This window comes from Aquicella lusitana (genome assembly GCF_902459475.1).
GTDB classification, from domain to species: Bacteria; Pseudomonadota; Gammaproteobacteria; order DSM-16500; family DSM-16500; genus Aquicella; species Aquicella lusitana.
In genome coordinates this window covers 1,392,043-1,406,062 of record NZ_LR699114.1, presented here as the reverse complement: position 1 = coordinate 1,406,062, position 14,020 = coordinate 1,392,043, and the positions used below count along the sequence as shown (strand labels likewise).

Annotated in this window: 11 protein-coding genes; 7 read left to right on the top strand and 4 right to left on the bottom strand. The window is 41.8% G+C overall.

Translation table 11 applies throughout. The annotated features are described in order from the left end of the window. Window positions 1-5: 5 nt before the first annotated feature. From AQUSIP_RS06425 to AQUSIP_RS06400, 6 genes are read left to right on the top strand one after another with little or no spacing between them, the layout of a single operon-like run. The gene (locus AQUSIP_RS06425; protein ID WP_114834440.1) at window positions 6-1,157 is read left to right on the top strand and encodes a 4Fe-4S dicluster domain-containing protein; all 1,152 of its coding nucleotides are present in this window, start codon (window positions 6-8) and stop codon (window positions 1,155-1,157) included. After that, window positions 1,144-1,983, top strand: coding sequence for an FAD/NAD(P)-binding protein (locus tag AQUSIP_RS06420; protein ID WP_114834439.1), 840 nt, complete (start codon window positions 1,144-1,146; stop codon window positions 1,981-1,983). Before AQUSIP_RS06425 ends, AQUSIP_RS06420 begins: the two co-directional genes overlap by 14 nt. Before the next feature lie 2 nt (window positions 1,984-1,985). After that, window positions 1,986-2,798: an NADH-quinone oxidoreductase subunit B family protein gene (locus tag AQUSIP_RS06415; protein WP_114834438.1), complete on the top strand. Its 813-nt coding sequence runs from the start codon at window positions 1,986-1,988 to the stop codon at window positions 2,796-2,798. Beyond that, window positions 2,795-4,087, top strand: coding sequence for a Ni/Fe hydrogenase subunit alpha (locus AQUSIP_RS06410; protein WP_114834437.1), 1,293 nt, complete (start codon window positions 2,795-2,797; stop codon window positions 4,085-4,087). The genes AQUSIP_RS06415 and AQUSIP_RS06410 overlap by 4 nt, the downstream gene beginning before the upstream one ends. Then, complete coding sequence (locus AQUSIP_RS06405) at window positions 4,084-4,560, top strand: hydrogenase maturation protease (protein ID WP_114834436.1); 477 nt, start codon at window positions 4,084-4,086, stop codon at window positions 4,558-4,560. Before AQUSIP_RS06410 ends, AQUSIP_RS06405 begins: the two co-directional genes overlap by 4 nt. Continuing rightward, complete coding sequence (locus AQUSIP_RS06400; RefSeq protein WP_114834435.1) at window positions 4,553-5,239, top strand: HoxN/HupN/NixA family nickel/cobalt transporter; 687 nt, start codon at window positions 4,553-4,555, stop codon at window positions 5,237-5,239. Before AQUSIP_RS06405 ends, AQUSIP_RS06400 begins: the two co-directional genes overlap by 8 nt. 123 nt (window positions 5,240-5,362) lie before the next feature. Here the strand turns inward: AQUSIP_RS06400 and AQUSIP_RS06395 are convergent, their stop codons facing one another. The 3 genes from AQUSIP_RS06395 to AQUSIP_RS06385 form a co-directional block, all read right to left on the bottom strand. Next, window positions 5,363-6,169: a response regulator transcription factor gene (locus tag AQUSIP_RS06395; RefSeq protein ID WP_114834434.1), complete on the bottom strand. Its 807-nt coding sequence runs from the start codon at window positions 6,167-6,169 to the stop codon at window positions 5,363-5,365. 168 nt (window positions 6,170-6,337) lie between these two features. Continuing rightward, the gene (locus tag AQUSIP_RS06390; protein ID WP_170131807.1) at window positions 6,338-9,343 is read right to left on the bottom strand and encodes a tRNA nucleotidyltransferase/poly(A) polymerase family protein; all 3,006 of its coding nucleotides are present in this window, start codon (window positions 9,341-9,343) and stop codon (window positions 6,338-6,340) included. A 274-nt stretch (window positions 9,344-9,617) separates the two neighbouring features. Continuing rightward, a complete protein-coding gene (locus tag AQUSIP_RS06385; RefSeq protein ID WP_114834432.1) occupies window positions 9,618-10,385 on the bottom strand; it encodes an outer membrane protein in 768 nt (255 codons plus the stop codon). Between the two features lie 175 nt (window positions 10,386-10,560). On the opposite strand from AQUSIP_RS06385, the gene AQUSIP_RS12440 reads away from it, so the two are divergent. Further along, window positions 10,561-12,795, top strand: coding sequence for a glycoside hydrolase family 5 protein (locus AQUSIP_RS12440; RefSeq protein WP_197737839.1), 2,235 nt, complete (start codon window positions 10,561-10,563; stop codon window positions 12,793-12,795). 476 nt (window positions 12,796-13,271) lie between these two features. Here AQUSIP_RS12440 and AQUSIP_RS06375 read toward each other — a convergent pair whose 3' ends face one another. Next, on the bottom strand, window positions 13,272-14,000 hold the full coding sequence (locus AQUSIP_RS06375) for a Crp/Fnr family transcriptional regulator (RefSeq protein WP_114834431.1): 729 nt from the start codon (window positions 13,998-14,000) through the stop codon (window positions 13,272-13,274). Window positions 14,001-14,020: the final 20 nt, after the last annotated feature.

Sequence of the window (14,020 nt, the reverse complement as noted above, 5' to 3'; positions counted from 1 at the left end):
CTCTCATGGATGAGTCACAGGGATTATTTTTACCTCATGATCGCTTGCAAGATCTGCTGGCTGCGCTAAAGCAAGCGGGTTATCAATGCATGGGGCCGCAAGTGAAAGAAGGTGCGATTGTCTTCGATATATTAGAACGCGCTGATCAACTACCCTGGGGGTATCGGGAAAAGCAAGCACCTGGACATTATCACCTGGAAAAGATAGATAAAAACGAAGCCTTTGCCTGGGCAAATGGTCCTCAGGCAATCAAGCCACTTTTGTTCAAGCCTAAAGAAACCGTCTGGCGAGTTAATCGTGGCGCAGAGGGTAAATTAGAATTTGTGCCTCACTTCGCAAATGAAAAGCCCCTTGCGGTAATTGGCGTGCGCGCGTGTGATATTGCGGGTATGGCGGTACAGGACCGAGTCTTTGTAACCAATAGTCAGGTTGATGTGCGTTATCGGCAACGCCGCGAGCAATTATTTGTTATCGGTGTCAATTGCGGTTATGCATCGCAAAATTGCTTCTGTGTCTCCGCAGGCACGGGCCCCGAGATAAAAAATCATTACGACATTGTGATGACTGAATTGGAAAACGGTTTTTTAGTTGAAACAGGCTCAGAGCGTGGGCAATCGCTTGTCGAATCGCTGCAATTAACCAATGCAGATACAGCCCAAAAGGAGCAGGGAAGGCAGCGTATTGATACGGCTGTACGCATGCAGACCAAGCGCATTCCTCTGGATAATTCCAGGAAATTATATGACGTTCTTTTTACCAATTTAGATCACCCGCGCTGGAAAGAAGTGGCGGAGCGTTGTCTTTCCTGCGGAAATTGTGTCCAGGTTTGCCCCACCTGTTTTTGTCATAGCGAGTATGATGAACCTAGTTTGGACGGCAATTCAAGCGATCATCAGCGTGAATGGGATTCCTGCTTTACGCAGGGACATAGTTATATGACTGGTAAAATTGTCCGCGATGATATTGAAAAGCGTTACAGGCAATGGCTCACTCACAAGGTAGGTAGCTGGCATAAACAATTTGACACCAGCGGCTGCGTAGGTTGCGGGCGTTGTGTTACTTGGTGTCCTGTCGGGATCGATTTGACAGAAGAGTTAGCTGCTATTACAGGGGAATCGAATCAGGTAGCAAGAGCAGAGACAGATGAGACGGAATGATTGCTATCAGCCTTATGAGGCGGAAATAGTCGAAAAAATGCAGGAAACGGCAACTGTTTTTACTTTGCGATTACGGTTTACGGATAGCGCACATCAAAAGCAATTTTGCTTTTGTCCCGGTAAATTCAATATGCTGTACCTCTATGGCGTGGGCGAAGTTGCTATCTCGATTATTTCCGATCCCCAAAATAGGGAGACATTTGACCATACGATACGAGCTGTAGGCCGAGTGACAAAAGCAATCGCACAACTTCGAGTCGGCAATAAAATTGGAGTGCGTGGAGCTTATGGTAATGGCTGGCCGCTTGAGGAAGCGGTTGGAAAAAATGTCACGATCATATCGGGCGGGATTGGTTGTGCGCCTGTTGTTTCTGTCATTCGCTATATTACGCTGCGCAGAGAAGACTACGGTCACCTGAAGGTTTTTCAAGGCATCAAACACAGCCGCGATATGATATTTAAAGATTATTTCCTCCGCTGGAATCAGATTCCAAATACTGAAGTCATTGTGGCTGCCGATAAAAGCGAGACGGGATGGACATGGAGCACAGGAAGGATTGTCGATGCATTGAAACAGGCTGAATTAAATCCCGAGGATAATATTGTCATGATGTGCGGCCCTGAAATGATGATGAAGCGGGTGATCGAGGAACTGTTACGACGCAACTTTCAGGATAATCAAATATATTTAAGCATGGAAAGAAACATGGAATGCGGCGTGGGTCATTGCGGTCATTGTCAGTTGGCGGAATATTTTATCTGTAAGGATGGCCCCATTTTTTCATATGCCCAATTGAAACATATTTTCAATGTGCCTGGATTTTAACAATGGATGTTGCTGAAAAACCCAAAATGGCCGTGCATAAATTCACTTCGTGTGATGGCTGTCAATTAGCTTTTTTAAACGCCGGCGAAGCTTTGCTTGAGCTTTCTGAATTGGTTGATATTGTGCATTTTGCTGAAGCCGGTCCATTCGATTTTTCAGCAAAAGTAGATATTGCCTTTGTTGAAGGGAGCATTAGTACGCCGGAAGAGCAGGAGCGCATTCGCAAGATCCGTGAAAATAGTCGTTATATTGTGACAATCGGTGCTTGTGCCACAGCGGGTGGCATACAGGCTTTGCGCAATTTTATTGATCATCAGCAATGGCTGTCCAGTGTCTATGCAAGGCCGGATTATATTAAAACACTGTCAACGTCCTCCGCTATTTCAAAAAATGTCAAAGTAGATTTGGAATTATGGGGTTGTCCGGTTAACACCCATCAAGTGTTTCATGCTGTTCGAATGTTACTGTTTGACGTCAGGCCGGCGATAAAACGTGATTCAGTCTGCATGGAGTGTAAAAGACGAGGGCATGTTTGCGTATTGGTTGCAAAAAAGCAGCCTTGTATGGGGCCTGTTACCCAAACCGGGTGCGGTGCTTTATGCCCCGGCGTGGGACGAGCATGTTACGCCTGCTATGGCCCTAAAGAAAATATTAATACGGCCTCATTAGGAAGATGGTTCGAAGGCATAGGATTGACACCGGATGAAATTGCGCGGCAATTTTTACATATCAATAATCAAACTGAAGACTTTCAAAAAGCAGGCCAATATTTCAAAGGAATTAAAATTAGATCAGACCAGTCAGGGGAGCAATGAACAAGATAACGACCGTTAATATTCCTGTCTTGACGCGCATTGAAGGCGAAACAGCATTACACGTCCAAATAAGCGATGGAAAAATACAGTCGCTTGAATTACGCATTTATGAGCCGCCGCGTTTTTTTGAAAAACTTTTAGTGGGGAGAGGCGTCCAGGAGTTGTTGGATATCGTGGCGCGTATTTGCGGGTTATGTCCGGTGGCCTATCAAATGAGTGCAGTGCAAGCCATTGAAAATATTGTTGGCATTAAACCCAGTGCCTGGGTGAGAAATATGCGCCGATTATTTTATTGCGGTGAATGGTTACAAAATCATAGTTTGCATATTCATATGCTGGCCTTGCCAGATTTTCTCGGATATGCCTCTGCCATTGATATGGCTAAAGATTATGGCGATGAAGTACGGCGAGGCTTGCGCCTGCAGAAGCTGGGGAACGATCTAATTAAAATACTGGGGGCAAGATCCGTACATCCAGTGGGTACTTTAGTTGGCGGTTTTTCCCATGCACCGCCAAAAAGAGAGGTAAAAGATTTACTTGCCCACCTGTATCAAGGGTTGGATGACGCTGAACAATTGTTACGATGGCTGACGAAATTAGAATTACCCGAGCAATCTCAAAAATTTGTTTGTGTTTCATTAAGTCATTCCAGCGAATATCCCATGAATGAAGGAAAGATTGTATCGGATGAAGGACTAGATATCGAAATTGATCAGTTTGATGCACATTTTGCGGAACATCAGGTCAGTTATTCAAACGCGCTAAAATGCTTGCTGCATGGTAAATCCTATCTGTTAGGGCCGCTTGCAAGAGTCAATTGCAATTTTTCTTTGCTACCTAGCAACGTGAAGCAATTAGTAAAGGAACTGGGATTTCAGTTTCCAATTAAAAATATGTTTTACAGCATTATCGCAAGAGCGATTGAATCGATGTTGTGCTTCTCTGAAGCCATCCGGATTTTAGAGTGCTACGATTATCCAGAAAGCGCTTTCAGCCTATACGAAACCCAAGCAGGTATTGGTTATGGCTGTACAGAGGCTCCACGGGGGTTGCTGTGGCATCGGTTTGAATTGGATAAAAATGGATTAATTCAGTCAGCACGCATCGTGCCGCCCACCAGCCAAAATCAGGCAAGGATCGAAGAAGATCTGCATGATTCGCTTACTCAATTAGGCCTCGATAAACCCGAAAATGAATTACGCAAGTATAGCGAAGTACTTATCCGTAATTATGATCCTTGCATCTCCTGTTCCACGCATTTCCTTGATATGCGGGTGAGCCGCAAATGAAGTTGACTCGCGTAATTGGAGTGGGGTCGCCCTTTGGCGATGATCAGTTGGGCTGGAAAGTGGTCGAAGCTTTATCTAATGAAATCACCCTTCAGGCTTATATACCCCATTTATTGCAATTAAGAAAATTAGATCGGCCTGGTTTGTCGTTATTGACAGAATTTCAGCAATGTTATTCAGTTATTCTGATCGATGCGATTGTTAACGATGGAAATGTCGGAAAAATTTATCGTCTGTCTGGCCATGAGATAGCATCCATAAACAATCGTGTTACGTCTCATCATGTTTCGATTGCGGACGCGTTGGAATTAGGAAAAGCGCTAAATATATTGCCAGAAATAGTAATAATTTATGGTATGGAAATAGATCCCAAGCATCTAAGCAACAGCTTGTCTGAGCAAGTATCATTGTCCTTTGGCGGTCTTGTTAATGCTATTAATCAGAAGTTAAGGGAGTTATTATCGCATGCATAACGATTTATTAGCGATGTTTATTATTGTATTACTGCTCGGGATGCGCCATGGTCTTGATCTAGATCATCTCGCTGCTATTGATGCAATGACGCGAAATGTATCGTCACAAAAAACACTGGTAAAATTGGTTGGCATTTTATTTTCTGTTGGGCATGGCAGTGTGGTTATTATAATCAGCATCATCGTCGGGATAAGCATGAAGCTGCTTCAGCTGCCGGCCATATTGGGCTTTTATGCGCAGCTTGCATCAATTTTATTTTTGCTATTGTTTAGCCTTGTCAATTTTTACTCTGTATTTCAAGCTATCCGTTATCAACAGGCTGGTATGATGACGCCAAAATTGTTAATTATAAGCAAGCTGCTAAAAAACGTACATCATCCCTTCGCGATTTTTTGCGTTGGAGGAATATTTGCTGTTTCATTTGATACCGTTAGTCAGATTGCCTTTTTCTCATTGAGCAGCTCGGCTGTTTACGGGTGGATTATAGCTATGTTGTTAGGCGTGGTGTTTATGGCTGGAATGATTTTAATTGATGGAGTAAACGGTTATCTTCTATCGCTCATTATTCGACGCGCTGATTATGTGTCACGATTGCTTTCCCGTATGTTGGGTGTCGCCATTGGTTTGTTTGGGTTTACAATGAGTGTAGATGGAATTATCAAATTGATTATGGTTTAGGGCTTAATGCTCTGTTAGTGTGAATATCTCCTTCTCCTCGCCATTGCGTCCTCACTTATCTTTACAGCAATGACAGTGTGATTTTACCCGGCACCAACTGTTGTAAGGAGATACGTATAAACATCAATACCTGATTAGGTTATTACGTAACAGGTATTTAACCAATTCGGATTTTCTCCGAATATTGAGCTTAGTTTTAATATGAGCTATATGAGATTCCACAGTGCGTGAGGATAGAGCTAACAATTCAGCGATTTCTTTAATAGTATATCCCTGGCCGATATAGTTAGCACATTCAATTTCGCGCTTAGTTAAATGAATTTCATTTTTAATTTGAGACAATAATCGGTCATGGGCAGGAGTTGGCCTTTGCAACGAATCGCCCCACATTTTTGGGCGCATTTTTTCTGGCAAAATGAGCGTATTTTCATGAGCTAATTTTAATAGCCCGTTGGCTTCGGTTTGGAAATAATTAATAAATTTGTGTAAGAGCGGCAATTGATTTAAATAATAATTAATCGCTTTATCGCGTGGCAGCGCGCAGGCAAAATAAAAAGCTTCAATAAAACCACCTCTTTTTTTTAAGAGAGAGAAGCCGTTGTCTGCGCCGGTTACTCTAAGAATTTCTTGTGCTGCATGGGAGTCATTGCTATCAGAAAATGACTGAGGGGGAGGTGAGTAGAAATAGTTAAACTTGTTTTCTTCAAAGGAGAGGTGTTTGCATGATTTTAATGATTCGTATTCCAGGTCAAAAAATATTCTGAAGGAATCACCATTCGTTGTGAAGCCATTAAACTCCCCCTGTTTGCCAAATCGTGCATAATCAAAAAAAGAAAATCGGTCACCTGCAAAAAGCGGTGCGCAAATTTTTTGGATCTTGCTAACACTTGCAAGGATATAATGACCGGAGGAAATAACAATTTTATGCATATGTCTTTAGATGGCTGCAATATTTATATTTAAAATCAGCTAGCTTCAATCATTATTTGTTTGGTGCGCTGCTATGATGAATTGCAAAGATACAATTAAAAAATTGCTCTGGCAAGCTTACTTAAGTAGAGATTAACTTGGCATGTTTCTTTGCCATTTTGGCTAATTTTAATGCAAACGATATTTTCCTGGTGAGTCTGGCTTATAACTACCTGTTTCAACAGGAGATGTAAGGGATGTTTTGGGGGCGTCAACTTTTGGTATCCATGTTGTTACTGTTGGGTAATAAGCCACTATTTGCGCTGAGACTTGACTATGCATCTCAGAAAAGCTATTCATCACTTCTAATTCATCGGATGAGTAAGCGCTGTTAATTAAATATAAATCGGGCTGATTGAATTCTCTAGAAATATGGTTGCGCCATATTAAACGTATAATATTTTGTAGTTCTTCAGTAAGGCCCAAGCATTTTTCCTGCTCCCTCAGGATTTTTTCCATCTCGTTGACGATGGTTTGATATTTATCGGAATCGGCTGAAAATTTTAATTCAGTAATTTTTTCCTGAACTGGAACCCAAAGCATTGTAGCAAGAAAAAAAGGCAGATTAGCATAGCAGCGGGGTGAATAAGGATTGCTGGCCAGCAATAGCATGTGCTCAATCAATGATCCGGCTATGGATGGTTTGGAATTAAATAGGTTATTTGCAGCGGGGAAAATATATTTTAACAAGCCTAATTTTTGTAATTCAATAATGTTAGTATGCAGGTTCCCGTCATCTATGCATTTTGTTAATTCAAGCAGTATTCGTCCTGGATTTGCTTTAGTAATTACCCCCGCATTTTTCACAATTGCTTCCTGGGTCGCCTCCTCAAGGCGGAAATTGAGTTTCGCCCTGAGCCGAACAGCCCGTAGCATTCGAATGGGATCTTCTTGAAAGCTAAGATTTGCGTCAATAATTGTTCGTATCATTCCCGCACGTAAATCAGCCAACCCATTTCCTGTTGGATCCAACACGCTTTTAGATTTAAGGTTCCAATAAAGTGCATTTATCGTAAAGTCACGTAATGAGGCGTCGTCCAAGATTGAATTAGCAGGCGTATAAGTTGTTATTGTTCCATCATCCAAGATGACAGGTTTTTGGTTCTGTCCAGAATGAGGAGCGCATAAAGGAGAAAGCTCCATGTTTTCTTCGTCATTATTCAGATTTAGGATAGGACGAGTTTTCCCACGAATTTCACCTGGTGAGTGAAGTATTTTTTTTATTTTAATAGGTGAGCAGTTGACTACAATATCATTATCTTTAGCAGGTTTTCCTAATAAAGTGTCTCTAACAGCTCCACCCACTACATGGACTTCAACGCCGTGTTTAATCAGAGACTGTAATTGTTCATCAACCCACGGACTGAGTGATATATTAAGTGGCTCTTGTTTGATAACAGGCGGTGGTTTTTTAGTTACTTCAATTTGCTTTGGCGCCACCGTTGTTACTGGCTGTGTCGAAGAGGATTCAGATTTGGACGACGAGTATTTGGGAAGCCGCCTTTCTTGTATGGGCGCTTTCTCGACCAAGCTTTTGTCAAGGTATTTGCGTTCAGGCCTTGCACTCATGGCGGCTAAATCCAGCCACATTTTCCACTCGTCATAATCAGCCGTATTTGTAATTTGTAAAGCAATTCCTTTCTTCAATCCTTCGTGAGCTAAAGTATAATATTCATTCGCCAGTTTCTTGTAATGATAGGAAAGTTTCCTCAGTTGATGATATTGTCTTGTGCCTCCATCATTGTTAAGCATTACCCATTCTGACCATGATTTATAATATTCAGCGATGGTATGAATGTATTTGAAATGCGCCAATGTCTCAGCTTGTTCCAATTTGTTGGGTAATAAATTTTTCAACACCTTAATAGCATCCAAGTATTTTCCATTAATGTATAATTGATAAGCAGTATCTTCTGGATTGACTGTTTTGACTGAATGAACAGGTTGCTCTTCATGGGTATCAGGCCGGTTTTTTGTCGATGGCTGGGTTTGATCGGTGCTGCTTTTCTTCTTTTGAAGCTGCTTTTGTTTTAAGGCCTCTCTTTTAATTAAAGCATCAAAAAATATCCTTCTTTGTTTGTTTCGCAGCTTTTCTTCCCTCACAAAAGCTGTATATGCTTCCTGTATTATTTTGTTGCAAGATTCTATTTTTGCTAAATCAACTTCTAATTCCTTTTGCTTTTTGTCAAAGCTCGTTTTTATTTCGTTTGGTAGCTCGGCCGGTAAGGGGATTGCCAGTAATTCTTGCAATTCTTTTAACATTTTTTCATAGTTGGTAAATAGAGTTTGCATATTTTTTGCTTCGGCCGATTCAAAATTTTTACATAATTGAATGATATTTTGTTCTGGATAATGGCCTTCGACTATTTTTTTAAGATAATCAGTCATGATGAATAACATTTCAGAGTGCATTACCGGAATAATCATTTTTAACAACTCTAGATTTTTTTCTTGGTTTTCAGCTATTTCTTTTTCTCCTTTCAGTTTTCTAAGGGGGTCATTGGTATAAATGTCACATATCCTCAGTGCAAGTTTATCGGCTTTATTTTTGTCCGATGCAAATAACCTTTCTGTTGCCTGCGTGGCTTTTTTTTCGTTTGTCTGGTTGTTTATTAATTCAGCTAATGACAACACATTGGGGAGGGCGATACTTTTTGCTATTCTTTGATCATGCAGTTTTTTCAGATTTAATTTAAAAGGGGTCATGTAGATGGAGGTTAACTCAACTAAATCCGCCGCTGCTTTGATACAAATATCAAATATGCGCCGATATTGCCGCAGCTGCGATGGATTGGCATCAAATAGTTTTTTTGCTTCTGCAAAGTGTTCTTCCGCTTTTTCATATGCAAATTTATTATCGATCGGTAATGTTCGTACTGGCCGTGATAAGTAAAATAAACCTAAATCCAGATTCCCTGCGATACGATATTCAATTTTGATTGCTGAAATAAACAATCGAAAATTCATTACTTGTTTTTCAAAAGCAATAATGTTGGTTGGGTCCCATCTATCTTTCTCGAGTTTTAAGGCGTCCCTGCTTATTTGCAGTTTGGCTATGGAGTAGACTTGGAAGAGTGTTTCTTCATCATTTAATTTATCCAGCGCCAATTCTATTTCTTCTTTTTTTCTCTGCATGGTTGCATTCCTTGTTGCCAAATTTAATGATCTTGCATTGACTCGACGAAGCCGTTTTGGGTAAGCAAAGAGATGGTCAAAATACGGTCGTTGATTTTCCCTGAATAATAGCATTAATCCCTATGGAAGCGTATCGGCCTGATGAGTACTACCGATAGGCTGATGCGATTAATTAGTTAACAAGAGGTGAAGGATGATAGGAGGCTTTTATAAAAAAGCATGGCCTTTATCACATCCCATCATGGAACAGATGATGGGATGTGATTTCAAAATTTTAATAATTAAAGCGGTACTGAACACCCAGAATAGCCTGATTATCGGAGGGTGAGTTTTCGGTGCCCGCAGCAGTGGTAAATGAGCTGTAATTAATGCGATTATATTCAGCCCTTAGGGTGAAATTTTTGTAGACAGGCATTTCAAACCCCAAACCATAGGAAACACCATTTTGCCAGTTGGTTTCGCTTACATTGGAAGTCAATGCGCCAGTGGAATAGTCTTTGGTTTCAATGGCTGTTCTCAGTAAGCCCAGACGAAAATAAAGTAGGGTATTGTAAATAAGATATCCGGGTAATAATGCTAACCCATAGGTATTGCCTATAGACACTTGGCGGTGGAACCAGGAGCCTAATGTGTTGACTGAGCTTTTACCTTCTGCATTGCTTGTTCCAAAAAAGCCTTCGCCGCCCAGATAAAAATTTTGATATACCAGAAGGCCATAGCCCAAATAGATATTCGCTAAAAAGCCCGCGGCATTCGCGCGCAGCCTGGCGATTAATTCATTGTTTTCATGCAAGCGCTGAGTGGAAAGAAAGGAATTGTAACCCAGAGCCAGTGCGACATAAATTCGACCTAAGTTTTGGAAATGCAGGGGAGGACAGGGGCAATCATACTCGGCGTCATCATAGCCGTCGTCATAACCTTGATTATAGCATTCCTCGCAGCTCATTCTTCCGTTTCCCTGTGCCCAGCTGCTTGTTGGCACCAATAACCACGTAATCAAAACGATGGTTAAATACGTTATGAGATGTAACTTATTCTTCATTCCATGGGTTCCTTTTTATAAATTCCCTTTAACGTCTAATGATAGATAAAAATTAATTGCCCTGTCTATTACCTTCTGGTGCTTTCCCTTTTTAATCTTCTAGCTCGGAGAATACAGTGACAACCGTACCACCTTATATTTATAATACGTATTCAAAATTTCGAAGGGATTCGTTATGAAAGCATTTTTTAGCTTGGGGGCTGTTCTCTTTTTTTTATCGCCTGTTAGCTTTGCCAATATTCCTCAGCATATTACGCCACAATCAACCTCCTGCATCGGCGCGCAATTCAGCTCGACGGGAGATAACTATTGGAAAAATATTATATTAAAACTAAGCAATCATTGCGGCAAAGCGGTCGACTTTCAAAACGCAACTGTTACCTTCCAGGCGACTAAAGCCCTTAACACGAGTTTTTGGGGAACGTTTAGCCCTTTGCCCTATCCTGATAATGATTTACGAATCACTTCCCAGGCGTTGCCCGAAGGAAATTTCCTGGCGACATTGAATCTGCATTTTCCCACCTATCCCGGCGCGAACACAAATCTCCCTGCGGACCATTCCATTTATATTAAATACGGCGCGGCAACCGATAACCATATTGAGGGCACAACTCAAGTTTATCTCGGAAGTCCTGTTGAAACCGGGAATATAGAATTAACCAGTCGTTCATCCAAGCCTGCGAATGTTTCACAGGATTACGCGCTGGTTCATATCACTATGAACGGGCAGAAAATCAGTGATATTAATCTTCCTTGGCTGAGTTCCAAGGTGGTTTCAGGCCTGGTACCAGGTAGTTATGCTATCTCGGCTGATAATGTGACAGATACGGGCGGTAATACTTACCAAAGTATGGTTAACCCCTCTACGGTCCATTTGAGCGCAAATCAAACTGCCAGTGTTATTATTAACTATGCCTTGTTGCAGCCAACGGGAAAAATTACCATTAAACTGCAGGCACTGCCTGCAGAATTGGCTGGTTATACAGCCAAGCCGACTATCCAGCTGACAGAATCAGGAACAGGCAGTGCGACACCTGTTACTGTGGATTGGAATATGTCTTTAACTGTTTCACAGTTAAAAAAGGGCAGCACTTATAGCTTCTCAACACCTGTCATTAATTATAATGGGTTCCAATGCCAACCCGCTTTTCATCCTGCCACCCTGGTAGCTAATGATCCTGCACCTGTTGCTGAATTAACCTACAGCTGTAGTCGGGTCGTTCAGGCCAGTGTAACGGTGAATGTAAATGGAGCGCCTGCGACACTGCCTTCACTAAATGTTACTTTTACACCCAATAATAATGCTAATCCTGTTACACAAACGGTAACGCTTAATAATGGCAGCGGTACGAGCACTGTGATGTTAACAGCTGGGCTGATCTATCAGGTTTCATCTGATCCCGTTCCCGACTATTCCATTCATTTTAACCCGCAGCCTTTGACGGCAACTGATAACCAGATCGAAACTATCTCATTGAGTCAGCAAGCGGGAACGCCTGTTTCGATTAATGGTCGATTAAAAGTTTGCGGCACGAAGCTTTGCAATGAGCACAATGTTCCTATCCAATTAAAGGGCATGAGTACACATGGGCTGCAATGGTATGGATGGAACAAATGTGTCACCCCGGCATCGTTGGATGCATTAACTAATGATTTCAAAGCGAGTGTGGTCCGTGCCTCTTTGTATGTGCAAGAAGGAGGGTATGAGACGGACCCGGTTGGCTTTACCAATCAGGTTAATCAAATCATTGAAGAAGCCACGCAACGTGGAGTTTATGTGATTGTGGATTGGCATATTCTTTCTCCGGGCGATCCTAACTATAATTTAACGAGAGCGCAGAAATTCTTCACAGACATTGCAACAGCGCATAAAGGCAAGAAAAACCTTATTTATGAAATCGCGAATGAGCCGAATGGCGTCAGTTGGAGCACAATCAAGAGCTATGCGGATAAACTTATTCCCGTGATTCGTTCGATTGACCCCGACACAGTCATTCTTGTCGGTACCGCAGGCTGGAGTTCGTTAGGCATTTCAGATGGAAGGAGTTCACAGGACATAATCAATCAGCCTGTCACCTTCCCAAATATTATGTACACTTTTCACTTTTATGCAGCTTCTCATCGTGAGGTTTATTTAAATGAACTTGATAAGGCCTCCAATGTACTGCCTATTTTTGTTACGGAATTTGGGACGCAAACTTACTCAGGCGATGGGACGAATGACTTTGTCATGTCTGATAAATACATACAATTAATGAGTCAAAAGAAAATCAGTTGGACCAATTGGAATTATTCGGATGATTTCCGCTCTGGTGCAATCTGGAAAACAGGAACCTGTTCCGGTGGGCCCTGGACAGATACGAATTTAAAACCGGCTGGTATATGGATAAAAGATAAGATTAAAAACTAAGGCAATGTTAGAAGCTGTTGCCTGCTAAAAAGCATTTGGCATCGTGTTAATCAGTCAAATTGCTTTTTGGCAGAACTATGAATTGCTTAGCGCCTGGAGCGGTCTTTTTTCTTCGGAATGAATTTTATTTTGGCTATCGTTATGCAGGCTGCCTGAATAATCACGAACTTCTGGCGATACATTATGTTGCTGTGCTTTAAACAAACTATTTTTTATCAATAAACTCTGTACACGACAAAATTTCTAACCGTTCACCCTTCGAGACGGCCGCTTCGCGGCCTCCTCAGGGCGAAAGCTGTTCAAATGCTATCATGTGATGGCAAGAAAGCAATAGAATCAGGCACTGCCTCGGCTTCCTGCCGATAGTGGATATTAATGCTGAACGGAGTCCTCAAGAATACCCCAGAACCTTATCCACAGATTCTGTGGATAAGGTTCTGGATAAGCATCTGAAAACCTGTAAAAACAGAAAGCTTTTACTTAACTGTATTGCCTTTATTACTTGTCCATAATCCATCTGCAACTTGCTTTAACTTGTCTGGTTGAAGCAGGTTTATTTTCTTGTGGTCAATCAGGATCATTTTGTTTTTTTGCAGGCGCGAAAAAACACGGCTGATGGTTTCTGCAGACAGCCTTAAATAGTTGCCTATATCCTGACGCGACATGGGCAGCAAAAAGGCATATCGGGTCTCGGCGGGATGTAATCGGGTGGCTAATTCGATAAGGAAAGCGGCCAAGCGTTGCTCGGCAGTGGTCGATACCAGATAAGATCCTATATTAAGCTGGCGGCTGATCAGGTACAAAATTCGCCTTTGCAGGGCGGGCTTTGAATGCAGCAATTTTAAAAAATTCGCATAAGGTATTTCGCAAATCAAGGTTTCTGATATGGCAACAGCTGAAAAAGGATAATGACCGGTATAGATCGCTTCATAACCGAGGATTTCGCCTGCAAAATAAAATTCCCGGATTAATTCTCTTCCATCTGCTTCCACCTGATAGGTTTTTAGCGTCCCTTTCTGAATAGCATAGAGGTTTTGAAATTTATTATTGGGAAGGCACAGGACTTCGTTGCGATTGAGCTTGCGATACTGTTTGACGGCGAGACTCGCCTGTCTTCCGGTGTGTAAAATTTCTTCCTCTGAAGTGCAAAAGGGCGCAAACAAACAAAGGTTACAGGTAGGATTGCTAGTAGCCGAGCTGTGCATAATTTATACCACTGATTATT

What these genes read in the sequence shown, in the direction of transcription:
- AQUSIP_RS06405 (WP_114834436.1), top strand. Translation starts at nt 4,084, where the DNA reads ATGAAGTTGACTCGCGTAATTGGAGTGGGGTCGCCCTTTGGCGATGAT.
- AQUSIP_RS06400 (WP_114834435.1), top strand. Translation starts at nt 4,553, where the DNA reads ATGCATAACGATTTATTAGCGATGTTTATTATTGTATTACTGCTCGGG.
- AQUSIP_RS06420 (WP_114834439.1), top strand. Translation starts at nt 1,144, where the DNA reads ATGAGACGGAATGATTGCTATCAGCCTTATGAGGCGGAAATAGTCGAA.
- AQUSIP_RS06390 (WP_170131807.1), bottom strand. Translation starts at nt 9,343, where the DNA reads ATGCAGAGAAAAAAAGAAGAAATAGAATTGGCGCTGGATAAATTAAAT.
- AQUSIP_RS06375 (WP_114834431.1), bottom strand. Translation starts at nt 14,000, where the DNA reads ATGCACAGCTCGGCTACTAGCAATCCTACCTGTAACCTTTGTTTGTTT.
- AQUSIP_RS06415 (WP_114834438.1), top strand. Translation starts at nt 1,986, where the DNA reads ATGGATGTTGCTGAAAAACCCAAAATGGCCGTGCATAAATTCACTTCG.
- AQUSIP_RS06385 (WP_114834432.1), bottom strand. Translation starts at nt 10,385, where the DNA reads ATGAAGAATAAGTTACATCTCATAACGTATTTAACCATCGTTTTGATT.
- AQUSIP_RS06410 (WP_114834437.1), top strand. Translation starts at nt 2,795, where the DNA reads ATGAACAAGATAACGACCGTTAATATTCCTGTCTTGACGCGCATTGAA.
- AQUSIP_RS12440 (WP_197737839.1), top strand. Translation starts at nt 10,561, where the DNA reads ATGAAAGCATTTTTTAGCTTGGGGGCTGTTCTCTTTTTTTTATCGCCT.
- AQUSIP_RS06395 (WP_114834434.1), bottom strand. Translation starts at nt 6,169, where the DNA reads ATGCATAAAATTGTTATTTCCTCCGGTCATTATATCCTTGCAAGTGTT.
- AQUSIP_RS06425 (WP_114834440.1), top strand. Translation starts at nt 6, where the DNA reads ATGGATGAGTCACAGGGATTATTTTTACCTCATGATCGCTTGCAAGAT.